General features: G+C 59.5%; 21 protein-coding genes. 11 read left to right on the top strand and 10 right to left on the bottom strand.

Features of this window, described 5'->3' with window-relative positions:
- Positions 1-107 precede the first annotated feature (107 nt).
- The 7 genes from CO660_RS09055 to CO660_RS09025 all read right to left on the bottom strand — a co-directional run bounded on the left by CO660_RS09055 (position 108) and on the right by CO660_RS09025 (position 7,948).
- The gene (locus CO660_RS09055; protein WP_097598428.1) at positions 108-1,322 is read right to left on the bottom strand and encodes a Gfo/Idh/MocA family oxidoreductase; all 1,215 of its coding nucleotides are present in this window, start codon (positions 1,320-1,322) and stop codon (positions 108-110) included.
- Positions 1,319-2,500 (bottom strand): ATP-grasp domain-containing protein, encoded by a 1,182-nt coding sequence (locus tag CO660_RS09050; protein WP_097598427.1) that lies wholly within the window; start codon positions 2,498-2,500, stop codon positions 1,319-1,321. Before CO660_RS09050 ends, CO660_RS09055 begins: the two co-directional genes overlap by 4 nt.
- A 207-nt stretch (positions 2,501-2,707) precedes the next feature.
- Positions 2,708-5,068 carry a glycosyltransferase gene (locus CO660_RS09045; RefSeq protein ID WP_245421310.1) on the bottom strand — a complete coding sequence of 787 codons (2,361 nt, stop codon included), beginning with the start codon at positions 5,066-5,068 and terminating at the stop codon, positions 2,708-2,710.
- Between the two features lie 123 nt (positions 5,069-5,191).
- Entirely contained in the window at positions 5,192-6,088 is an 897-nt protein-coding gene (locus tag CO660_RS09040; protein WP_097598425.1) for a glycosyltransferase, read from the bottom strand.
- 287 nt (positions 6,089-6,375) lie between these two features.
- A complete protein-coding gene (locus tag CO660_RS09035) occupies positions 6,376-6,891 on the bottom strand; it encodes a GNAT family N-acetyltransferase (protein WP_097598424.1) in 516 nt (171 codons plus the stop codon).
- Between the two features lie 24 nt (positions 6,892-6,915).
- Complete coding sequence (locus CO660_RS09030; protein ID WP_097598423.1) at positions 6,916-7,419, bottom strand: cupin domain-containing protein; 504 nt, start codon at positions 7,417-7,419, stop codon at positions 6,916-6,918.
- A 169-nt stretch (positions 7,420-7,588) separates the two neighbouring features.
- On the bottom strand, positions 7,589-7,948 hold the full coding sequence (locus CO660_RS09025; RefSeq protein ID WP_097598422.1) for a hypothetical protein: 360 nt from the start codon (positions 7,946-7,948) through the stop codon (positions 7,589-7,591).
- Between the two features lie 345 nt (positions 7,949-8,293).
- Between CO660_RS09025 and CO660_RS09020 the strand changes: the two genes are divergently transcribed.
- The 3 genes from CO660_RS09020 to CO660_RS09010 all read left to right on the top strand — a co-directional run bounded on the left by CO660_RS09020 (position 8,294) and on the right by CO660_RS09010 (position 11,570).
- Positions 8,294-8,749 (top strand): 6,7-dimethyl-8-ribityllumazine synthase, encoded by a 456-nt coding sequence (locus CO660_RS09020; RefSeq protein ID WP_011424856.1) that lies wholly within the window; start codon positions 8,294-8,296, stop codon positions 8,747-8,749.
- Between the two features lie 3 nt (positions 8,750-8,752).
- On the top strand, positions 8,753-9,235 hold the full coding sequence (nusB, locus tag CO660_RS09015; RefSeq protein WP_064706868.1) for a transcription antitermination factor NusB: 483 nt from the start codon (positions 8,753-8,755) through the stop codon (positions 9,233-9,235).
- Positions 9,236-9,431: 196 nt separating this feature from the next.
- Positions 9,432-11,570: a sodium-translocating pyrophosphatase gene (locus CO660_RS09010; RefSeq protein ID WP_085777719.1), complete on the top strand. Its 2,139-nt coding sequence runs from the start codon at positions 9,432-9,434 to the stop codon at positions 11,568-11,570.
- A 102-nt stretch (positions 11,571-11,672) separates the two neighbouring features.
- Here the strand turns inward: CO660_RS09010 and CO660_RS09005 are convergent, their stop codons facing one another.
- Positions 11,673-12,206: an outer membrane protein assembly factor BamE gene (locus CO660_RS09005; RefSeq protein WP_085777720.1), complete on the bottom strand. Its 534-nt coding sequence runs from the start codon at positions 12,204-12,206 to the stop codon at positions 11,673-11,675.
- Between the two features lie 187 nt (positions 12,207-12,393).
- On the opposite strand from CO660_RS09005, the gene CO660_RS09000 reads away from it, so the two are divergent.
- From CO660_RS09000 to CO660_RS08975, 6 genes are all read left to right on the top strand, one after another.
- Positions 12,394-12,984, top strand: coding sequence for a ubiquinol-cytochrome C chaperone family protein (locus CO660_RS09000; RefSeq protein WP_097598421.1), 591 nt, complete (start codon positions 12,394-12,396; stop codon positions 12,982-12,984).
- A gap of 11 nt (positions 12,985-12,995) precedes the next feature.
- Entirely contained in the window at positions 12,996-13,550 is a 555-nt protein-coding gene (locus CO660_RS08995; protein ID WP_085777721.1) for a DUF177 domain-containing protein, read from the top strand.
- A gap of 99 nt (positions 13,551-13,649) precedes the next feature.
- Positions 13,650-14,696, top strand: coding sequence for a phosphate acyltransferase PlsX (gene plsX, locus CO660_RS08990; RefSeq protein ID WP_097598536.1), 1,047 nt, complete (start codon positions 13,650-13,652; stop codon positions 14,694-14,696).
- Positions 14,697-14,716: 20 nt separating this feature from the next.
- Positions 14,717-15,688 (top strand): beta-ketoacyl-ACP synthase III, encoded by a 972-nt coding sequence (locus CO660_RS08985; protein WP_064711301.1) that lies wholly within the window; start codon positions 14,717-14,719, stop codon positions 15,686-15,688.
- A 106-nt stretch (positions 15,689-15,794) separates the two neighbouring features.
- Entirely contained in the window at positions 15,795-16,133 is a 339-nt protein-coding gene (locus CO660_RS08980; RefSeq protein WP_009987526.1) for an integration host factor subunit alpha, read from the top strand.
- Between the two features lie 148 nt (positions 16,134-16,281).
- Entirely contained in the window at positions 16,282-16,824 is a 543-nt protein-coding gene (locus CO660_RS08975; protein WP_097598420.1) for a MerR family transcriptional regulator, read from the top strand.
- Here the strand turns inward: CO660_RS08975 and CO660_RS08970 are convergent, their stop codons facing one another.
- Positions 16,825-17,172, bottom strand: a complete 348-nt coding sequence (locus tag CO660_RS08970) for a response regulator (RefSeq protein WP_097598419.1) — start codon at positions 17,170-17,172, stop codon at positions 16,825-16,827. It lies immediately after the preceding gene.
- Positions 17,173-17,443: 271 nt separating this feature from the next.
- Between CO660_RS08970 and CO660_RS08965 the strand changes: the two genes are divergently transcribed.
- Positions 17,444-19,090 carry an ATP-binding protein gene (locus CO660_RS08965; RefSeq protein ID WP_097598535.1) on the top strand — a complete coding sequence of 549 codons (1,647 nt, stop codon included), beginning with the start codon at positions 17,444-17,446 and terminating at the stop codon, positions 19,088-19,090.
- Between the two features lie 35 nt (positions 19,091-19,125).
- On the opposite strand, the gene CO660_RS08960 is transcribed toward CO660_RS08965, so the two are convergent.
- Positions 19,126-19,440: a DUF1236 domain-containing protein gene (locus CO660_RS08960; protein ID WP_097598418.1), complete on the bottom strand. Its 315-nt coding sequence runs from the start codon at positions 19,438-19,440 to the stop codon at positions 19,126-19,128.
- Between the two features lie 315 nt (positions 19,441-19,755).
- Here CO660_RS08960 and bcsN point away from each other — a divergent pair, with 315 nt between their 5' ends.
- Positions 19,756-20,736: a cellulose biosynthesis protein BcsN gene (gene bcsN, locus CO660_RS08955; RefSeq protein WP_097598417.1), complete on the top strand. Its 981-nt coding sequence runs from the start codon at positions 19,756-19,758 to the stop codon at positions 20,734-20,736.

Raw genomic sequence — 20,736 nt, 5'->3', positions numbered from 1 at the left:
CCCTGCCTGCCAAAACAAGTAATTGCGAACCGCGCATGCAGCCGGCTGCTCATACGAAAGCGGCGTGACCATCGATCACGCCGCTTTCTTATCTTGTAGAGGATAGATTAGAGTGCCAGTTGCGGAGCTTGGATTTCGAGCCGGTCTATCGCCGGGCGTCGTACGCCTCGCGGCTCAATCTCGACCCAGCGCTTTTCAAGCCGCGAGCATTCGATAGCTTCCAGCAGCAGCAGTCCTTCTTCCGCCTCATTGAACCCGAGCACATAGGGGTGAGGCAAGCGAGTGGTACCGGTCTTGTGTTGCAGCAGGGCGTCCGCCAGGTCGGCATAATAATTTGCGAAAGCTTCGATGAAGCCCGAAGGATGACCCGCCTTGAACCGCTCATAGCGGCTAGCGTTGGCGATCATAATTTCCGGGCTGGCGCGATCGAGGACCTGCCTGCGGCCGCTGCGGTCGTAGAAATAGGCAATCTCGGGGTTTTCCTGAAGCCATTCGATTGATGCCTTGGAGCCATAGAGCCGAACACGCAGCCCGTTGCGTTGCCCGAGCGCTGTCTTGCCGTACCACATGCTGCAATGCAGGCCGCCGGCGCAGCGCACAAGCGCCTGTACATTGTCGAGTACCTGCGGAAAGTTGCCGAAACTCTGGCTGGTCGCGCAGACTTCTTCCGGCTCCCGCTGGGTAAGAAAATGAAGCAACGAGTGCACATGAACGCCGAGATCGAGCGAAACGGTCGGCACGGGACCGTCACGCAAGCGCCAATCCTGTGGCGTCATCGGCGTCCCGTCGCGGCGGAAACGGAGGAAGCTCTCCTGCGGCATCTCAATATGGATCTGCTGCAATTCACCGAAAACACCATGCTCGACCATGCCGCGGATTTCGCGGAGCATGGGGTACCCCGTGTAATTGTAGGTTACGGCCAAAAAGGTCCCGTTACTGCGCGCATTGTCGATCATGCGCGTCTCGGCGCTCGAGCCGGCAAGGGCCTTTTCCGAGATCACCGGAATACCCGCCTCGAGTGCGCCGACAACCTGCTTCGTATGTTGCTGCGTCGGCGTAAGCACGACGAGAGCATCGATGTTGCCGGCTTCTTTCGATAGCAACTTATCGAAGTCGGCATGGCAGCGCTCCGGCAAAATGCGGTACTGTTCCGCTGTCTCGCGATTGATCTCGCCGTGGCGGCTGAAGCAGCCGGCGACGAGATCGAATTTCTGATCAAGTTCGATTGCATCGCGATGAGCGCGACCTACAGCAGAATTGACGGCGCCGCCCAGAAAGGCGAGGCGCAGCTTTCCCGCTACTTCCTGGCTTGAGCGGCTCATGCGAGGTCTCCTTGCATCGTTTGGAGCGAAATGAACGTTTTGAAATCCGGCGCCACCTTTAGCATCTCGTCTTGCGTCTCGAAACGGGCGTAGAGGATGGCGAGCTTGTCGAGCGGTGCCGAATTCATCGGTTTGCCCGTGGTCTTGAGTTGTGCGATGCGGACATCGGATGATGGAATGGAATGTGAGAAGGAAAACGGCGTCGAGGGCCTGGCGGAGGTGATGGTGTGGCGCCCAAAAAACAGCGGCGGTTTGAAGCGCGGATTGACCGAAAATTCCTCGCCCAGCAGCAGCGTTATGACCAGGTCGGCATAATCGATGCCGAGAGACTGATCGACAAGTGAGCCGTAAAGATCACCCGGGCACCGTCGCATGCATTCGACTATCCAGACATCGTCGTCATTTGACAGGAACTGCGTATGGATGAGGCCGTCCTGCAGTCCGAGCAGCTTGACGACACGCGCCATAATGGCACGCGTCTTCGAACGGACAGTTTCGGAGAGTCGCGACGGATGATTCGATGAATCGACCTGGTATGGGTAGACTGTGCAATATTCGTCGACGAAGACGTCGAAGACGATTTCCTGGTCCTTGATGAAGGCGGAATGGCTGTGCAGGCTGCCTTCGACGAATTCCTCTATAACGATCTCCGCCGCGCGCGAGTTGCGCCGGGCGTCGGCGACGGCGTCCGCAAGTTCTGTCTTGTCGAAAACCTTCGTGACGCCACGACCGCTGAAACTGTCGCTTGGCTTTACAAGCAGCGGGTAGCGCAGTGCGCCGGTCTCGAGCGGCGAGTCGCCATGCAGACGCACCGAACGTGGGGCAGGGATATCGTACTGCTCGGTGAAGCTGCGGAACGCCTGCTTGGTGTGAATGATGGTCGCAGTTTCCAGCGAATCGAAGCGCGGGAATCCGAGCTTTTCGGCGACGAAGGTGGTCGACATGTAGGCAACGTCATTGCCGGTCGGCACGATGAAATCGAAATCGCCGCTCTCGACGAGGGAGAGCAGCACGGTCGGATCGCTGTAGTCGATGAAATGCGATTGATCTGCATGCGCGTGGCAGGGCTCATCCGGCCGGTTTCCGCACACGGAAATATGCAGGCCGCGCCTTTTCAGCGCGAATAGAAGGGGAACTGCGCTGAAGTTGCTGCCGACCAGCAATGCTCTCTTGGTCATTCTCAAATCCCTCCCACATCCCCTGACGAGTTAGGGGCGTTCCGCATCAAACCGCTGGAGCAGCAGATTGACAGCTCTCTTCCATCCGCTTCCGGTGTTCAAAGACTCGAAAATGGATGCGGTGATCAAAATCGTAGGCCGCGGGCGTTTCCCGAGGCTTGCTGATCGAGGCGGTGGACTTCCCATCGCTCCGATCTGCGTTCAGCGCTACAGGATGACTTTCTGCAGAATGCGTTGGGGGCTTATGCCGAGAGCCTCAATCTGATCGTAGATTTCCGGCGCGCTTTGCACGGCGCCGATCATAATCGGCAGGTCATCCGACAGGGCCGAATGAGGAGAGCGCACTTCAATGCCGCCGAGCCTCTGGTCGATCATTTCGGGACGCGGATCAATGAAATAAGCGATTTTGCTCGTTTTAAAGAACTGCGACTTGCGGCGAATGATCTGAGCCTGTCCGCCGATCCCCCAAACCACAACGCCCTCAGGATAGGCCGGCTCGAATGCCGTCTCCAGCACCGAAGGTTGCAGCTTGGATTTCAGCAATTCCAGGGTATCCGGCGTAACCGTCAAAATCCGCTGCCAAACGAGATCGTCAAGGAAAATGAGGCGCGCGCCGCGAACTCTCAGCAGATGGTGAAGTTCTACGATCGACACTAACTGGTCATCGGTCACGCGATCCGTTTTGAAATCGCAGCTGATTTGGAAGTTGCAATCGGTAAGGCCATTCTCGACGATCAGGTCGGCATATTGCCGAAGTTCGTCTGAGGAGCTGTTTTCCGGCAAAAGAATATATTTTATGACGACATTGCGCGAAGAGCAGGCAGCATAACGGCGCAGGTTTTCGAATACCCGCTCGAAATGTTTATACTTGCGGATCTCACTGAAATTCTTGCTGTTTCCGGCGTCGATGCTGGTAACGATATGGGCTTGGTCCTTCCGGAGAAGGTCGGCAAGGGTCTCCGAATACATCGTCGCGTTAGTGATGACGCGTTGCTTTACATCGGAAATGCCCTCGGCCAGCTTGCTGAGAAGCTCGTCGAAGCGCGGCTCGACCGTCGGTTCGCCGCCGCCCCAGACGATATATTCCATGTTCTCGAGCGCCTTCGCATCCTTCAACGTGTCGATAAAGGCGCCGGCGTCATAGGCGGGCTTCTTGCCGCCAAAATACGTTTCGCTGCAATAGGTGCAGCGCATATTGCAAAGCGAGTGATGCTCGAAGGAAAGATACTTGACGCCTTGATCGAGCGGCCGGCCCCAATCCTCGAATTTCAAGAAGGGACAACCGCGGCATTCATCCGAGTTGTCTCGGTTGATCTCGAGGAACAGGGCATCTTTTGCCTGCTTGATATCGCTGTAGGTGAACTGGAAATCCTTGCCGTTGCCGCCAAAAAGAACCACATCGCCTTTCAGTTCGCCTTCATAGGTGAAGCGCTTGCAGCAGGTACGCACCTCGCCAGGCCCGAGCAGAATGGAATGATGAAGGTCGTAGCAGCTCCAGAGCTTCGGGGCGATCTCCGCGAAGACTCTCAGCATATCTTCGGTCGTATCGCCTTTTTCCATGCCGTTCATAAAGGCATCGAAGGTGATCCGATATTTGGTGCGGAAGCCGGATGGCGGAACCGGCAGGGGATAGGCAATCTCGGCAAGCTTCATTGAGCGCATGACACGGCCGTGAAGCGTGGAGAGAATTTTGCCGGCATCCTCGAGCTTGACCACCTTGCCGGGCAGCAGCCTGAGCAGGCGAGACGCGGTCACGTTAATGATGCCGGTCAGGAAAGGATTTTTCAGGTCGGGCCACATCGGCGTGTCCGCCACGAGCGCATGCATGGCATCGAGCGCATCGAAGAAGCCGTCGACATGACGGGTGCTGAGCGAATTTACGATTGAGCCCTGGGTATCGAGCTTGCGGTAGATCTGCCTGTCAAGACTCTTGACAGAACGCGCGCGCATCAGCGCGTGAAACATATAATCGACGTCCTCGTGAAGGCCGCCGCGGAACATGATGTTATTGTCTAGGAGGAAACGGCGGCGGAACAGATGGAAGATGACTGATCGATCAACGCGATCCTGAAGATAATCCGCCAGCCTTTCGGCGCCCTCGACTCGGGCGAGATCCTCGCGGATGCTGGCTTTCAGGCTATTGCCGGTTTCTGCGTCATAAAGGCTGGAGTTGAACGCGAGAATATCCGTGAAGTCTTCGACGGATGCCTGAAGCATCTCCAGAAAGTTGTTCTCCACGACGTCGTCGGCATCCACGAAGCAAATCCATTCGCCTTTTGCTCTGAGTACCCCTGCATTCCTGGCAATGCCGGGTCCGCCGTTGCTGTCGAGGCGCAGGACGCTAATGTTATTGTGCCCACGACCTATCTCTTCGGCTTTAGCGATCGTGTCGTCCGCCGAGCAATCGTCGACGACAATAATTTCAAATGCCGTCTGCCCCTGCTGACTTAATAGGCTCTGCAGGCATCGCCCGATGACGTTTGATGCGTTGTAGGCGGGAACGACGACGGAAAAAGACGCCTGCACGATCTGCTCGCGTCCGCCGAAACCCGCCATTGTATCATCCATCAACTGCATCATTTGAAACCCTCTGTCTGCATGATCGCGCCATGTCGACCATCAATTAAATCGTGAGAATTGCGCGAAACGTGCGGGTACAGTGAATCTCGCCGGGATCGAGCGGCCCAACCGCTACGCGCTCCATCGCCCGACATCATCAAGCAGCGCGCTCAGGCGAGCGATCCTCGCATCGAGTTCCGGAAAGGCGGCGCGCCAATACTGGTAAACATTGATCAGATTGCGATAGGAGACCGGCAAATCCTGCGGGCTGAGGAATCCGTTGGCGTGCGCATAGTTCAGAATGTCTTCGTAAAAGACGATGGCGTAGATGAAGATCGGGTTCGTGGTGTGGTTTGATTTGGAATTGGAATGCTGCCGGAAATAGGAAAGCGGGTGCGGATGGGCGACGAACGCGCCTTCCTTGGCGAGTTCTGTCCAGCCTGAAAGATCAAGAAGGCCACGGAAGACGCCGTTTTCGGGCCTGAAAAGGCGGAACTCGCCATTTCCGTCAAAGCAGTCCGCCTTACGCATCATCACGGTCGAATATTCGCCGATAAGGTTGAGGTGATGCATCGCGGTCAAGCGGATGAAATCCCGGCCTTCGATGATCTTCAAACCCCGATCGACTTGGAAATGGTTGATCAGGTTGATGAAGTTGTTCCTCTCGTCGATCACGTGCCGCGGTGAAAAGGCAAGTTTCGTCCCTCTGCCGCGCGTCGCCTCCAGCGCTTCGAGAAGAAACTGCACGCAGAAAGGGCTAAGCACGTCGTCATCGAATAGAAATTTGATGTATTCGCCCTCAGCGAGACCGGCCAGCCTCATGATATTGGTGTATTCGCCGGGATGGGGATTGCGGCTATAAGCAATGAGGCTGGAATACCGTGAACAGATTGCCTCGATGGCGTCCGTCGGGCAATCGTCCGAGACAATGATCTCGACATCCGCATAGCTTTGCGCGATTGCGCTCTTTAGGGCGAGTTCAAAGAAATCAGGCTTGTAGGCCGGTATACAGATCGACACGCGCGGCAAATGTTTCTCCCTTGAAACGCTTCTCTCCAGCCTCAGCCGGCGAGAGCGGTGATCGCTTCGCCGAAGGACCAAGCAGACCGCTTCCATGACCATAGAATTCGGGCATTACGCGAGGCTTGCGCAGAAGGGCAGGCAAAATCGGCAAAAGACGCCTGGGATCTCGCTCGATAGCTGAATGATTGCTGGGAGAAGGTGGCACGCTCTCGGGCATTCGCAATTCTGCGTTCCACGAGCATCGGCCTGTGTGGTGGACGCTCTGCGCTGCGTCACCCGCTTGGCGGAATTCCCTAACGCGAAAACTGAATGATCTCGCCGTTGTATTGCTTGCGGATGGTCTCGCGGAAACCGAGTTTGGCTGCGACCCGCAGCGAGGCGTGGTTCTCGGGACTGATGATGCAGCTCATCGGCTTTCCCGGAAAATGCGCCTCCGCCCAGCCGATCAGAGCCGTCAGCGCCTCTGTGGCATAACCGTGGCCGTGAGCCGCGGGCATCAGCGCCCAGCCGATCTCCATCGTTCCCTCGATCGACGGTTCCATATCGCGCCGGGCTTCGAGGAAACCAGCTTCGCCGATGAACCTACCGCTTTCCCTTTCCACGATCGCCAGAAAGCCGAAACCCATATGGTGCCACATGCCGGCGATGCGCAGCATGCGGCTCCAGCTCTGCTCGCGCGTCGACGGCGCACCGGTAATGAAGCGAACGACCTTTTCGTCCGCCCATAGCGCCGCATGCGCCTCGAAATCGTCGAGGCGGTGAGGGCGAAGCGTCAGCCGCTCTGTTTCCAAGGTGGGTATGTCGATCACGACGAATCCTTGTGGAAGTCGCGTTCAGGCGCCGGGCTCACCGTCCCAATAGTCGAGGTCGCCTTCGGTCCTTCCGATATGGCGGAATCGCCCGGTTTCTGTCGCGTCCCTGTTGGTCTTGGCAAGGAACTTTCCGGAATCGGGATATTCGACGATTTCGGTCTTCGCCATCGTCGAGATGCCGAGATAGACGAGGGTGGTTGTGCCGGTATTGATAAGCTGATGCGCCGTTTCCGGCCCGCCCGCCGGTGCGCCGAGCACGTCACCGGCCCGGACCGGATGGCGCTCGCTACCGAAGCGGTATTCGCCGGTACCTGCGATCACGTAGAATAGCTCGTCTTCGACATGGTGATTGTGGAAGGGGCAGCTCGATTTGCCGGATGGCACCTCATTGTAGCTGATGCCGAGGCCCCTCAGGCCGAGCAGCGCACCGAAGGAGACGTCGGCGCCTTCGTAGAGTTCGCCCTGTTTCCAGTGGTCGAGCTTGAGATCAGCGATATTGATCACCGCTTTCGATTCCGCCGCCATGATGTTCTCCTGTTGCAGGAAGAGAAACTATCATCTTGCCGGAAAATTCAATGGCAATCGCGCGCTGACCCGGGAAAATCCTCGGCATGGGCGGAGAGGAGCACGCCGCCCATGCTTCGAGCGCCGCGCTTCGGATGGATGCGCCGGACGCTCTGTTGCTGTCGTGACCTCAGCGGACGTAGAAGGTCACGCTTCCGTCCGCCGCCTGTTCGGCATTGACGATATTGCGGACATCGACGCCCTCGTTGTTCAGACGGTGTGCAAGCGATCTGTTGGCATCGATCGAGGCCTGGATGCCGCGTATGGTCTGGCCGGAGCGTTCCGGGGCCGAGCGCGGACCTGTCGTCTCGTCGTCGAGATTGTGCCAGTTGCGGACCTGCTCGATATTGAAGTTATTACCCCGGAAGGTCCTGAGCGTCTGCTCGATGGCTTGGGCGGAGTTCATTCCGAAGCTCTCGGCTTGGCTGACGCCGGCAAATGCGAGAGAGGAGAGGGCTGCGGCGATGGTGATTGTGACAACGCGGTTCATGATTTAATCCTTTCATCTGCTTTGACGGTCGGCTGTCGTGCAGGGGATCGTCTGCGTCACAATAAGGAGCTGGCGTTGCCGTTTTCGCCATTCAATAGGTTAAGCCACTGAAAACGCATTAAAAATTCTTCATGAAAACGGCCTTCGAATTGCCGTTTTCCGCGCTTCCGGAAAAGCGGATTTCGGAGGCTTGGCCTGCGCGGCAGGGATGGTGCGGCTATCCCCTTGTCGATATTTCCTCTTTCGCAGTTGCGGCACCGGCCGAAAGTGCTTGCCATTCCGATGAAGGCATGTTTTGACCGCGGGCTGTCGAGTGGAAAAAGTACCGCCAACCGAAGGTAAACAATGTCGAGAGAGACCGCTCCCCATATTTTGATCGTCGAGGCCCGCTTCTATGACGACATGGCCGATGCGCTGCTCGAAGGCGCGACCTTTGCGCTCGAGCAGGCCGGCGCCACCTATGAGGTCGTCACCGTTCCCGGCGCGTTGGAAATTCCAGCGGCGATTGCCATGGCGCTCGATGGGGACGACAATGGCGGCACGCATTATGACGGCTATGTCGCTCTCGGCATGGTCATTCGCGGCGAGACCTACCATTTCGATATCGTATCGAACGAATCCTCGCGCGCTCTGATGGACCTCGCGGTTAGTGAATCCCTTGCCATCGGCAACGGCATTCTGACCGTGGAAAATGACGAACAGGCTTGGGCGCGCGCCCGCCGTTCGGACAAGGACAAGGGCGGGTTTGCCGCTCGTGCGGCTCTGACGATGATCGCGCTGAAGCAGAAACTGGGTGCATAACGAATGAACGACGACAAGACGGAACGGCCGGTCAAGACTGCGAACCAGCGGGGCGCTGCCCGCCTGGCGGCCGTTCAGGCGCTTTATCAGATGGATGTCGGTGGCACCGGCGTTCTGGAAATCGTCGCTGAATACGAGGCGCACCGCCTCGGCCAGGAACTCGATGGCGCGACCTATCTGAAGGCCGATGCCGCCTGGTTCCGCTCCATCGTCTCCGGCGTCGTGCGTGATCAGGTCCGTCTAGATCCGCTGATTGCTGCAGCGCTGCAGGATGATTGGGCGCTGTCGCGCCTCGACAGCACGGTTCGCGCCATCCTGCGCGCCGGCGTCTTCGAGCTCCTCGATCGCAAGGACGTCCCGGTGGCGGTCATCGTCACTGAATATGTCGAGATCGCTCGAGCCTTTTTTGATGACGACGAGCCGAAGCTCGTCAACGCCGTACTCGACCGCATCGCCAAGCAGGTCCGCGGCGAAGCGAAGAAGTAACTCTTTAGCGCCGAACAATCTCACCTACGTCTTTCTTCGTACCGCACTGGTTTTCGGCCTTTGCGGACTTGACGCCACGTAATCGACCACGCAATCTCCCCACCGCTTAGCTGTGCATTTCTGTGGAGAGGAAGGCGAGTCGGCGGCGTATCTGCCGGAAAAGGAGTGAGTTCCGGCCTATGGAGGAAAGAGCGAAATGACCATTCTTTTATGCGTAATCGCATGCGGTCTGCTCTCGGTGGTCTATGCCGCCTGGGCAACCCGGTCGGTGCTTGCCGCCGATCAGGGCAACAGCCGGATGCAGGAGATCGCGGGCTACATCCGCGAGGGCGCCCAAGCCTACCTGACTCGTCAGTATAGAACCATCGCGCTTGTCGGCGTCGTTGTTTTCATCGCAGCCTGGCTGCTTCTCTCCGCCACCGCCGCCATCGGTTTCCTGATCGGCGCCGTACTATCAGGTGCTGCCGGTTTCATCGGCATGCACGTCTCCGTCCGCGCCAACGTGCGCACCGCCCAGGCAGCGTCCGCCAGCCTTTCCGCCGGCCTCGACATCGCCTTCAAGTCTGGCGCGATCACTGGCATGCTGGTGGCGGGCCTCGCGCTGCTCGGCGTCTCCATCTACTATACGATATTGACCGTCGGGCTCGGACATGAGAGCGGCTCGCGCGAAGTCATCGACGCGCTGGTGGCGCTCGGTTTCGGCGCCTCGCTGATCTCGATTTTCGCCCGTCTCGGGGGCGGCATCTTCACCAAGGGCGCCGATGTCGGCGGCGACCTCGTCGGCAAGGTGGAGGCCGGTATCCCCGAAGACGATCCGCGCAATCCGGCAACGATCGCCGATAACGTCGGCGACAATGTCGGCGACTGCGCCGGCATGGCCGCCGACCTTTTCGAGACCTATGCGGTCTCCGTCGTCGCCACCATGGTCCTCGCGGCGATCTTCTTTGCCGGCGCGCCGATTCTCCAGTCTGCGATGATATATCCGCTGGCGATCTGCGGTGCCTGCATCATCACCTCGATCATCGGCACCTTCTTCGTCAAGCTCGGCTCGAACGGCTCGATCATGGGCGCGCTGTACAAGGGTCTCATCGTCACCGGCCTGCTGTCGATTGTCGGTCTCGGCGCCGCCACCTCGCTGACCGTCGGCTGGGGCTCGCTCGGCACGGTCGCCGGCGCTGACGTCACGGGTACGAACCTCTTCGTGTGCGGTCTCGTCGGCCTCGTCGTCACCGCCTTGATCGTGGTTATCACCGAATATTATACCGGCACCGGCAAACGCCCCGTCGTTTCGATCGCCCAGTCTTCGGTGACCGGTCACGGCACCAACGTCATCCAGGGTCTTGCGGTCTCGCTGGAATCGACTGCCCTGCCGGCCATCGTCATCGTCGGCGGTATTCTCGCAACCTATCAGCTCGGCGGCCTCTTCGGCACCGGCATCGCCGTCACCGCCATGCTCGGCCTTGCCGGCATGATCGTTGCGCTGGATGCTTTCGGCCCAGTTACCGACAATGCCGGCGGCATCGCCGAAATGTCGCATCTGCCGCCGGAAGTGCGCAAGTCGACCGACGCGCTCGACGCCGTCGGCAACACCACCAAAGCGGTCACCAAGGGTTACGCGATCGGTTCCGCCGGTCTCGGCGCGCTGGTGCTCTTTGCCGCCTACGCCAACGACCTGCAGTATTTTGCGGCCCACGGCGACCAGTATCCCTACTTCGCCAATATCGGCACGATCTCCTTCGAACTGTCGAACCCTTACGTCGTCGCCGGCCTGCTTTTCGGCGGCTTGATTCCCTATCTGTTCGGCGGCATCGCCATGACAGCCGTCGGCCGCGCCGCCGGTTCGATCGTCGAGGAGGTTCGCCGGCAGTTCAAGATGAAGCCCGGTATCATGCAGGGCACGGAAAAACCGGATTACGGCAAGGCCGTCGACCTGCTGACCAAGGCCGCCATCCGCGAGATGATCGTGCCTTCGCTGCTGCCGGTGCTCGCTCCCGTCGTCGTCTATTTCGGCGTGCTTCTGATTTCCGGCTCCAAGGCCTCGGCCTTTGCCGCCCTCGGCGCATCGCTGCTCGGCGTCATCATCAACGGCCTCTTCGTCGCCATCTCGATGACCTCGGGCGGCGGTGCCTGGGACAATGCCAAGAAGAGCTTCGAGGACGGGTTTGTCGACAAGGATGGCGTGCGCCACATGAAGGGCTCGGATGCGCACAAGGCCTCCGTTACCGGCGATACCGTCGGTGATCCCTACAAGGATACCGCCGGTCCCGCCGTCAACCCGGCGATCAAGATCACCAACATTGTTGCGCTGCTGTTGCTCGCCGTTCTCGCGGGCTGATGCAGATTGCAAAAGGGCAGCAGGCCGCCGTGGCGCTGAAAATACACCCATTGAAAAACCCGCCGGATCGCTCCGGCGGGTTTTTCATTGAAAGCGTGTCGATCAGCGCAGGCTGCTCGGATTTTGTGGCGTGCCACCGGCGCCGCCGCCGAACAGGCTGCGGGCAGCACTTGCTGCGCTGCCGCCGGAGAGCATCTGCTGCAGGAAGGTGAGTTCCTTGCCGCCGGTCGGCGTGACGCGCGAGATCGTATCGAAGACCTTGCCGTCCTGCAGTGTGTAATTGGCACGGCGGGTGACGACGCCGTTCTTGTCGAAATAAATGGCCAGAACGGTCTGGTCGACGACCTTCAGCTTCTGGAAGGCGACGGCGCGCGTGCGCCGCTGCGAAATATAATAGAAGACCTCACCGTCAAAGGTCGCCGTCGTCGATGGCGTGCCGAGCGAAAGCAGGACCTGTTCGCGGCTGGAACCTTCCGGAACGAGATTGAGCGACTGTTGATCGACGACATAGCCGCCGTTGAGCACTGTGCCGGTCTGGCAGCCTGAAAGAACTGATGTGGAGGCGATTATGAAGGCAATGGCCGCGCTGCTGAAGAGTTTCATGTCAGACTTGAAATACCGTTTCTTCAACGACATCTACTCCCTTGGGTGTCGATAGCAGCCATTTTGGGCCCTGCACGCTTTCCTCCTGCAAAACCATTGTGGCCATTCCGGGTCGAGTTTCCCGAATTCGCTTCGCTGGCGCCTCGAAGGCGTCGTCCTGAAGCTGGCCACGAACGGCATTGCAATTCGCGCCTGCTTCGGTAAACCAGCTTTCGAAATCATGCAACAAGGCCGGACGCCAGCCGGCGTGAAGAATGAGGCATTTCCGGAAAAAACAATGATCCTCGGGCTCTTCCGCAAGAAAAACAACAATCAGATGATCGTCGACAGGCAATATGCAGCGCTGACCGCAGCCGCGCGCATGCCCGATCTCTACGAGCGGCTCAATGTACCGGATACCGTCATGGGCCGCTTCGAAATGCTGTCGATCGTAATGATTCTGTTTTTTCGCCGCACGCGCGCCTCTGCCGTCAGCGGCCAGGAGATTGCCCAGGAGATCGTCGATGCCTTCTTTCAGGACATCGACTATTCGATCCGCGAGCTCGGCATCGGCGACAACAGCGTGCCGAAACGCATGAAGAAGCTCGCCGGCATGTTCTACGGCCGGCTCGAAACCTATTCGAAGGCGATGGATGCCGGTGATGCCGAGGCGCTGGCGCTTGCATTAACGCGCAATATCTATCCGGAAACCGAGACGCCGGCCGATATGTCCGGCCTGGCCAGCTGGATGATCGCCGCAGAATCTCATCTGTCCGCCGTTCCGGAAGAGCTGATCGCCAGCGGTTCGGCAACGCTGCCGCCGGTCGCCTGAAGGAGGAAACGATGAAGAACGATCGGGACGATGTTCCCTTCTCCTATCACGTCAAGGTCGGCCACATCTCGGCCAATCCCGTCGAGGTTCATATCGAGGCCGATGCCAGCGAGTTGAAGGCGCTTGCCGGGGCCTGGAGCGTCGTCTCCGTCGACGATCTCAGCGCCGATCTGCAGATCGCCCGCTGGAAACGCGACGGCGTCCGCATCAAGGGCCGCGTCCAGGCGAAGATCGTCCAGTCGTGCGTCGTGACGCTGGAACCGGTCGAAGCCGTGATCGACGAAAGTTTCGAACAGATTTTCGTGCCTGAGGGTTCCAAGCTTGCACGCCAGCCCGGTAACGACGCCGGCGAGATGCTGCTCGATCCCGATGGTCCCGATCTGCCCGAGACCTTTGTCGGCGACACGATCGATGCCGGCGAGGTGGTTGCCGAATTCGCCGCTCTCGCGATCGATCCCTATCCCCGCAAGCAGGGTGTCGAGTTCAAGGGCCATATCGAGGATAGCGGCGAAAACGACAAAAAACCCTCCGCTTTCGCGGTCCTCAAGGACTGGAAAAAGGACTGAAGCACCTCTGGCATTTGACATAATTCAGTTGTATGCGACGCCAAAACCGGTATTTTGGCCCAAATTTCGCGCCTCGGCGAAAAGAAGGATCAGGGACGCGTGATCAGAATATCTCTCGACCTCATGGGTGGCGACTTTGGTCCCCAGGTTGTCATCCCCGGCGCCGCCAAGGCACTGGACCGGCATCCGGATATTTCCTTCGTTTTCTACGGTCTTAAAGAACAGTGCGATCCCTTTCTCGCCAAGTTCCCGAAACTCAAGGAAAAATCGGTCTTTCACGACTGTGAGCTTGCTGTCAGCATGGAAGAGAAGCCGAGCCAGGCGCTGCGCCGCGGCCGCTATATCTCGACCATGTGGCGCTCGATCGAGGCGGTGAAGACGGGCGATGCCGATGTCGCTGTCTCTGCCGGCAACACCGGCGCACTGATGGCGATGGCGAAATTCTGTCTTCGCACGATGGCCAATATCGAGCGCCCGGCGATCGCAGCGATCTGGCCGACGCTGAAGGGGGAGAGCATCGTGCTCGATGTCGGTGCGACGATCGGCGCCGATGCACAGCAACTGATGGATTTTGCGCTGATGGGCGGCGCCATGGCGCGCGCGCTTTTCGAGATCGAACGCCCGACGATCGGCCTTCTGAACGTCGGTGTCGAGGAGGTGAAAGGCCAGGAAGAGGTCAAGGAGGCCGGCCGCCTGTTGCGCGAGGCGAATATCGATTCGCTCGAATATTCCGGCTTCGTCGAGGGCAACGATCTCGGCAAGGGCACGGTCGACGTTGTCGTCACCGAAGGCTTCTCCGGCAACATCGCGCTCAAGACCGCCGAAGGCACCGCCAAGCAGATCGCCGAATATCTGCGTGCCGCCATGTCCCGCACGTTGCTCGCCCGTATCGGCTATCTCTTCGCCAAGAGCGCCTTCGATATGCTGCGCGAGAAGCTCGATCCGAGCAAGGTCAATGGCGGAGTGTTTCTCGGGCTGAACGGCATCGTCATCAAGAGCCATGGCGGCGCCAACGCCGAAGGCATCGCTGCTGCCATCGAGGTCGGTTACGACATGGCTAAGAACGGCCTCAATCAGAAAATAGAAAACGATCTTAAGAAATATCATGCCAAGCGGCTGCCTCCCATAGGCCCGGAAGCGGCATGAGCTATGGGGTTCAATCGAATATGATCCGTTCAGTGGTTCGCGGATTCGGAGCCGCACTTCCGAAGCGCGTGATGACCAATCGTGATATGGAGGCCATCGTCGATACGTCGGACGAATGGATCGTCCAGCGCACCGGCATCCGCCAGCGTTACGTAGCCGGCGACGACGAGACGACGGCCTCGCTTGGCGAAGCCGCCGCGCGTGCGGCCCTTGCCAATGGCGGCCTGACGCCCGCCGATATCGATCTTATCATCTGTGCCACCTCGACGCCGGACAACACCTTTCCGGCAACCTCGGTCAACATCCAGAACCGTCTCGGCATGAGCCACGGCTTTGCCTTCGACGTCCAGGCCGTCTGCACCGGCTTCGTCTATGCGGTCACGACCGCGGACGCCTATATCCGCGGCGGCCTTGCAAAGCGCGTTCTCGTCATCGGTGCCGAGACTTTTTCGCGCATTCTAGACTGGAACGATCGCACCACCTGCGTGCTTTTCGGCGATGGCGCCGGCGCGATCGTGCTCGAGGCGGCAGAAGGCGAGGGCACGTCTGCCGATCGCGGTGTGCTGACCGCGCATCTGCGCTCCGACGGTTCGCACAAGGACAAGCTTTATGTCGATGGCGGACCGTCGACGACGGGCAGCGTCGGCAAGCTGCGCATGGAAGGCCGCGAGGTCTTCAAATATGCAGTCGGCATGATCACCGATGTCATTCAGGCCGCTTTCGATTCGACTGGGACAACTGCCGAAGACCTCGACTGGCTGGTGCCGCACCAGGCCAATCGACGCATCATCGACGGTTCGGCGAAGAAGCTGAACATCGATGCGGACAAGGTCGTCGTCACCGTCGATCTGCACGGCAATACCTCAGCCGCCTCGATCCCGCTCGCGCTTGCGACCGCTGCCGGCGACGGCCGCATCAAAAAGGGCGACCTCGTGATGCTCGAAGCGATGGGCGGCGGCTTCACCTGGGGCGCTGTTCTGCTCCGCTGGTAAGCACGAATCCTAAAAAACTGGCGGCGAACAAGAGCTTGACCGTGAGGCGCAAGACAAATACTCTTCGTTCGCTTTCAAAAAATATTTTGTAATGGGCGGGGAAACCATGACCGGAAAAACAGTGACGCGAGCAGACCTGGCGGAATCCGTTTTCCGCAAGGTTGGTCTTTCCCGGACCGAATCCGCTGAACTTGTGGAAACCGTCATCGACGAAATCTGCAACGCCATTGTCCGTGGCGAAACCGTCAAGCTTTCCTCCTTCGCGACCTTTCAGGTTCGCGATAAGAACGAGCGGATCGGCCGCAATCCGAAGACCGGCGAGGAGGTTCCGATCTCTCCCCGCCGGGTGATGACCTTCAAGGCTTCGAATGTCCTGAAGACACGTATCCTCAAGGCGCATGTCTCCCGCAAGGTCAAGCTGAAGCCGCAGAATCCGGCTCTCTGAGATCGGACTTCCTCTTCTTGGTGCGTGTTTTTTCTCGCGCTGGTGGATCCCCTGTGCGCAACGTCGAGACATGACTTGAATTGTCGACGCCAAACCTTTGAAATATGGTGAGTCGCCGTTGGATTGAGCCTGCGAGGTTGCGTAGCATATGACGTTGGACAAGAGCCCCGATGCCTTTCGCACCATCAGCGAAGTCGCAGACGATCTTGATCTGCCGCAGCATGTGCTGCGCTTCTGGGAGACACGGTTTCCCCAGATAAAGCCGATGAAGCGCGGCGGCGGCCGTCGCTACTACCGGCCGGAGGACGTCGACCTCCTCAAGGGCATCCGGCATTTGCTCTATGATCACGGCTATACGATCAAGGGCGTGCAGAAGCTTCTGAAGACCAACGGCAACAAGTTCGTCATCTCGGTCGGCCACGGCGATCTCGCCAGTGTCGAGGCGCTTGCCTCGGGTGCGCAGGAGGCAAGCGCCGGGGAACCGCGTGTCGGCATGGCGGAGGAGGATCAGATTGTCGGCCGCGCCAAGCCGCCGATCACCCGCCGGTTCTTCAATTTCGTCGCCGGCGACGACGAGCAGCCGGAAGTGTCGATCGGCAAATCGAGCGTCGGCAAGGAAGACAGGGCGCTGCTTCAAGAGGCGCTCTACGACCTCCTGGAATGCAAGCGTCTGCTCGATCAGGTGCGCTGATTAGGTTCCGCAAAGCTGCTTCATCGCCTGTTCGAGCTCACTGAGCTGGAACGGCTTTCGCAGCACCGGGAGCGCGCTGGGGCTGCTGCCTTCCGGGGCGCTGCCATATCCCGTTGCGTAGAGATAGGGCTTGCCGCGTTCGTCGAGCAGCTTTGCGACCGGCAGCGAGCTACGGCCGGCGAGGGAGACGTCGAGGATTGCAGCGTCGAACTCCGCGTCCCTGGCGGTTGCGAGCGCCCGTTCCAGATCCGGCGCGCTCGCACGAACCCGATAGCCGAGATCGCTCAGCATGTCCTCGAGCAACATGGCGATCAGCGCATCGTCCTCGACAATGAATATGTCTTTCATGATCCCGTCCCCCCATTCCCCTGCCGGGGCACGAAGATTTATGTGGACCGCTCGCGAAGCCCGTCAAGACGCCACGCGCAGTGGTGGAAAACTTGTCGCACAAAACAGTGCAGCCGTTTTGAAACGCCGATATGTGTAAACATAAAAATCCAAGGTGCGGCAAGCGAATCTGAAAGATCGCGCCGCGCTTTGGAAACAGCATATTGCCCGGCGAAATTCGATGTGCAAAAGCTGGGATGCCGTTTCCGCGACGGCCGAGAAGGGGTATCGAATGGATTTGTTGAGTGCCACGGATTGGCTGCGTCACAGGCCGGGCTATACCTATCCGCTGGCCGTTGCCTTCGTCGGTCTGACCTTTCTTCTAAGACTTGCCGCCAGTGATTACCTCTCCGGATTTCCTTTCCTGAGCTTCCTTCCGGCGATCCTGCTCGCAAGTTTCATAGGCGGCGCCGGGCCTGGCTTCGTGGCGGCCATGCTCGCCGGTTTCCTCGTCCAGCAGTTTTTCGTCGAACCGCACGATGCCTTCTGGCCGGTGAGCGCCGGCCAATGGATCGGTCTTGCGACCTTTCTCATCAATGCGGTGATCATCATCGGTCTGATGGAAACGATTATTGTCTCCTATGGCAGGCAGAGTCGCCTCCGCAGCGAGCTCAACAGTTTCAATGCGCGCCTTGAGGAAACGGTGGTGCAGCGCACTGCCGAACTCAGGCATGAGATGGAAGAGAATGCCGCCGCCCAGGCGCAGGTGCGCCAGTTGCAGAAGATGGAGACGATCGGTCAGCTCACGGGCGGCGTCGCCCATGATTTCAACAATATGCTGGCAATCATCATCGGTAATCTCGATCTCGCTCAGCGGCGGATGACCGGACACGAGGATCCGCGCCTGCTGAACTCCCTTCAGAACGCCAGAGACGGCGCCCAGCGAGCGGCGGTATTGACCGCACGTCTTCTGGCCTTCTCTCGTCAGCAGCCACTGGCCCCGGAGATGATCGACGTCAATAAGCTGGTCGGCGGCATGTCGGAGTTGCTCCGGCGCACGCTCGGCGAACATATCCGAATCGAGACTGTGCTTGCCGGCGGCCTCTGGCCGACTTTCGCCGATCTCAGCCAACTCGAAAACGCCATGCTGAACCTTGCCGTTAATGCGCGCGACGCCATGCCCGGCGGCGGTCATCTGACGATCGAGACCGCCAACACCGAACTTGACGAGCGATATTCGCGGATGCATTCGGAAGTCGAGGCGGGCCAGTATGTGATGATCAGTATCACCGACACCGGCATCGGCATGTCGGCCGATGTAATCGACCGCGCCTTCGAACCGTTCTACACCACCAAAGGACCCGGCAAGGGAACCGGTCTCGGGCTGAGCCAAGTCTACGGCTACATCAAACAGAGCGGCGGCCACATCAAGATCTATTCGGAGATCGATCGGGGGACGACGGTGAAGATCTATCTGCCGCGTCATGTCGGCAAGGCGGATGCCCGCCTGGCCGCCGCCGGCGCCCAGCCGATTCCTCAAGGGAGCGTTAACGATACTATCCTGGTGGTGGAGGACGATGAACATGTCCGCACCATGACCGCCGAAAGCCTCCATGAACTCGGTTACAGCGTGTTGCAGGCGGCAAGCGGCGTGGAGGCGCTTCTCCTTTTGGAGGAGAACCCCGACGTCGATCTGATCTTCACCGATATCGTTATGCCGCAGATGAGCGGACGTCAGCTCGCGGATGCCGTTCAGGTAAAATGGCCGGGAATCAGGATTCTTTACACCACTGGTTACACGCGTAATGCCATCGTCCACAATGGCGTGCTTGATCATGGCGTTTCGCTGCTCGCCAAGCCATTCAGCCTGGAGCAACTCGCCCATAAAATCCGCGAACTCTTGAACGTCCCGGTGACCGCGGAAGATGAGGGAACGTGAAGGCGTGCAGGCTGCGCGCCCCCAGCCCCAATTCCTTATTCGAGAACCTGGATCACCCGATGCGTCTTCGGCTCGACGATCACGCGACGCTCGTTCACCACGGTGTAGGCATAGCCGTCGGCATTGGGCACGGTATGGACCTCAATCGTATCCGGCAGCGTCGCGCCAACCGTGATTTCGCCGTCATAGACGACGGATGGCGTGTTTTGCTCCATGACATAGGTACGCACCTCGCCTGGCAGGACGACGGAGCCGGTTGGTGCTGGATCAGTGACAACCACTGTACTCTGTGCGAAGGCCGCCGAGCAGATGGTCAGCATCGCGGCCGTAGTCAGCATGATCTTGCGCATGTGGTGTTCTCCTTGTGGATTCTAGACATCAACGCAACGCCGGCCATACGGCATAGTTCCGCCGCCTTGATGTCGTGACAGAGGCCAGCGCGCCGATTGTTTGTTGCTAAACCCCTTTATGCACCATACGGTTGAGCCGTCCGAATCATGTTCAATGCGAGTCGTCTGGTGGCATCACAGCCGGGCTCTTTACCCTTCGTTAACCATGTCGGCGATTTATGTCACGTGAACGGCCGGATGGCCGTTGATTCGACGATCCGGCGCGTTTCGGTCTGCGAATGGGTTTCTGGAAAGAGGATTACGGCGGCTCGAGACATGCGGTTGGGGAAGACGATATCGCTGTTGGCCGTGGCGGGTCTGATGGCCGGCTGCACGTCGACAGGCGGTGTGCGACAGCCTTCCGGACCGGAGACGGTGGCCCCTGAAAAGGCGCTGGTCCTGCCGCCGCCGGGCGGGCCGTCGATTGTCAGCGTCGTGGAGCGCAAGCGCGGCAATGGTGTCGAGCAGACGGTCTCGCTGTTCACCTCATCTTCCGTACCCGGGCAGAATTTTCTGAAAGCCGAGTTCTTCGGCGCTTCCGGGGCCAATCCCGGGATGGGCAATGCCAGCTTCAGCATGATCAACGAGAGCGGCATTGCTCGCGAGGTGGCCCGTTCGGCTCCCGGCGTGCCGATGACGACATCGGCGACCTTCCTGCAGAACGCATATGGCCCCTTCGGCTATGCTTCCGGCCGCAGTCGCGCCGGCGATACCTGCATCTATGCCTGGCAGCAGATCCGCTCGAGCGCGGCCGCCAATACCCAGGCCCGCAATTTCGGCATGATCCAGCTGCGCCTGCGCCTGTGCGATGCTCGCGCAACCGAGCGCCAACTGCTCGGCATCGTCTACGGCTATACCATCACCGGCACCTTCGATGGCCCGACCTGGAACCCGTACGGTAACCCGCCCCCAGCCAGCGCGGCGCTCGGTCGTACCGGCGAACCGATCTATCCCGATGAGGGCGGATATCGCGCCAGCCCGATGCCGCTCGGCTATGAGCCGGCCCCTGCGGTAGTGCGCCTGCCGCGGACAGCTCCGGTTCGTAGCGCCCCAAGCCAGCAACCGGTGCAGGACGCCGCGCCCTTGCCGACGCCGATCGGTCCGCGCGTGCCGCTGCCGAGCGAGGCGCCACAGACGAGTGCCGCGCCGGATCCGGCCGCCGCGCCACTGGAACAATCGGCAAGAGCGATCGGCGTCACGGTGCCCTCGCCGGATTGCATAGGCGACGCGGGCATGACGGCCGTCTGCCGGAGATAG

It is taken from the genome of Rhizobium sp. L9 (genome assembly GCF_002531885.1).
GTDB lineage: Bacteria > Pseudomonadota > Alphaproteobacteria > Rhizobiales > Rhizobiaceae > Rhizobium.
Note: the sequence above shows the minus strand (reverse complement) of the source record. Positions and strands in the feature narration are given on the sequence as shown.

Excerpts from the sequence above, each read along its gene's own strand:
- CO660_RS09055 (WP_097598428.1), bottom strand. The coding sequence starts at position 1,322 with ATGAGCCGCTCAAGCCAGGAAGTAGCGGGAAAGCTGCGCCTCGCCTTT.
- CO660_RS09050 (WP_097598427.1), bottom strand. The coding sequence starts at position 2,500 with ATGACCAAGAGAGCATTGCTGGTCGGCAGCAACTTCAGCGCAGTTCCC.
- CO660_RS09045 (WP_245421310.1), bottom strand. The coding sequence starts at position 5,068 with ATGGATGATACAATGGCGGGTTTCGGCGGACGCGAGCAGATCGTGCAG.
- CO660_RS09030 (WP_097598423.1), bottom strand. The coding sequence starts at position 7,419 with ATGGCGGCGGAATCGAAAGCGGTGATCAATATCGCTGATCTCAAGCTC.
- CO660_RS09025 (WP_097598422.1), bottom strand. The coding sequence starts at position 7,948 with ATGAACCGCGTTGTCACAATCACCATCGCCGCAGCCCTCTCCTCTCTC.
- CO660_RS09020 (WP_011424856.1), top strand. The coding sequence starts at position 8,294 with ATGTCGAGAGAGACCGCTCCCCATATTTTGATCGTCGAGGCCCGCTTC.
- nusB (WP_064706868.1), top strand. The coding sequence starts at position 8,753 with ATGAACGACGACAAGACGGAACGGCCGGTCAAGACTGCGAACCAGCGG.
- CO660_RS09010 (WP_085777719.1), top strand. The coding sequence starts at position 9,432 with ATGACCATTCTTTTATGCGTAATCGCATGCGGTCTGCTCTCGGTGGTC.
- CO660_RS09005 (WP_085777720.1), bottom strand. The coding sequence starts at position 12,206 with ATGTCGTTGAAGAAACGGTATTTCAAGTCTGACATGAAACTCTTCAGC.
- CO660_RS09000 (WP_097598421.1), top strand. The coding sequence starts at position 12,394 with ATGCAACAAGGCCGGACGCCAGCCGGCGTGAAGAATGAGGCATTTCCG.
- CO660_RS08995 (WP_085777721.1), top strand. The coding sequence starts at position 12,996 with ATGAAGAACGATCGGGACGATGTTCCCTTCTCCTATCACGTCAAGGTC.
- CO660_RS08985 (WP_064711301.1), top strand. The coding sequence starts at position 14,717 with ATGATCCGTTCAGTGGTTCGCGGATTCGGAGCCGCACTTCCGAAGCGC.
- CO660_RS08980 (WP_009987526.1), top strand. The coding sequence starts at position 15,795 with ATGACCGGAAAAACAGTGACGCGAGCAGACCTGGCGGAATCCGTTTTC.
- CO660_RS08975 (WP_097598420.1), top strand. The coding sequence starts at position 16,282 with ATGACGTTGGACAAGAGCCCCGATGCCTTTCGCACCATCAGCGAAGTC.
- CO660_RS08970 (WP_097598419.1), bottom strand. The coding sequence starts at position 17,172 with ATGAAAGACATATTCATTGTCGAGGACGATGCGCTGATCGCCATGTTG.
- CO660_RS08965 (WP_097598535.1), top strand. The coding sequence starts at position 17,444 with ATGGATTTGTTGAGTGCCACGGATTGGCTGCGTCACAGGCCGGGCTAT.
- CO660_RS08960 (WP_097598418.1), bottom strand. The coding sequence starts at position 19,440 with ATGCGCAAGATCATGCTGACTACGGCCGCGATGCTGACCATCTGCTCG.
- bcsN (WP_097598417.1), top strand. The coding sequence starts at position 19,756 with ATGCGGTTGGGGAAGACGATATCGCTGTTGGCCGTGGCGGGTCTGATG.